Annotated in this window: 1 protein-coding gene; it reads left to right on the top strand. The window is 44.2% G+C overall.

What is annotated here, in order from left to right; all coding sequences use genetic code 11:
• A partial coding sequence (locus ABXT06_RS22725) for a hypothetical protein (protein WP_354592760.1) occupies positions 1 to 335 on the top strand: 335 nt, incomplete at both ends.

Raw genomic sequence — 335 nt, 5'->3', positions numbered from 1 at the left:
GCTTTAACAGGCGGAACAGTTATCGCTCCGACAACAGCTTTGACAACAGGCCAATATTTTGCTGCAATTTCAGATCCGACAACTGGCTGTGAAAGCGCTGCAAGATTGACAGTTGATGTTATTGTAAACGATCCGGGAACACCGACATTGGTGACTGCAGGAACACAAAATTTCTGTCAGGTAAACGCACCAACATTTGCAAGTGTTCAGTTCAATCAAACAAATATAGTTTGGTATACGGCTTTAACAGGCGGTACAGTGATTGCGCCAACAACAGCCTTGACAACAGGACAGTATTTTGCAGCAATTTCAGATGCAACAACAGGCTGCGAAAG

Source organism: Flavobacterium sp. UW10123, from assembly GCF_040538975.1.
Classification (GTDB): Bacteria; Bacteroidota; Bacteroidia; order Flavobacteriales; family Flavobacteriaceae; genus Flavobacterium.
The sequence above is the reverse complement of the archived record's forward strand: the minus strand, read 5'-3'. Positions and strand labels throughout refer to the sequence as shown.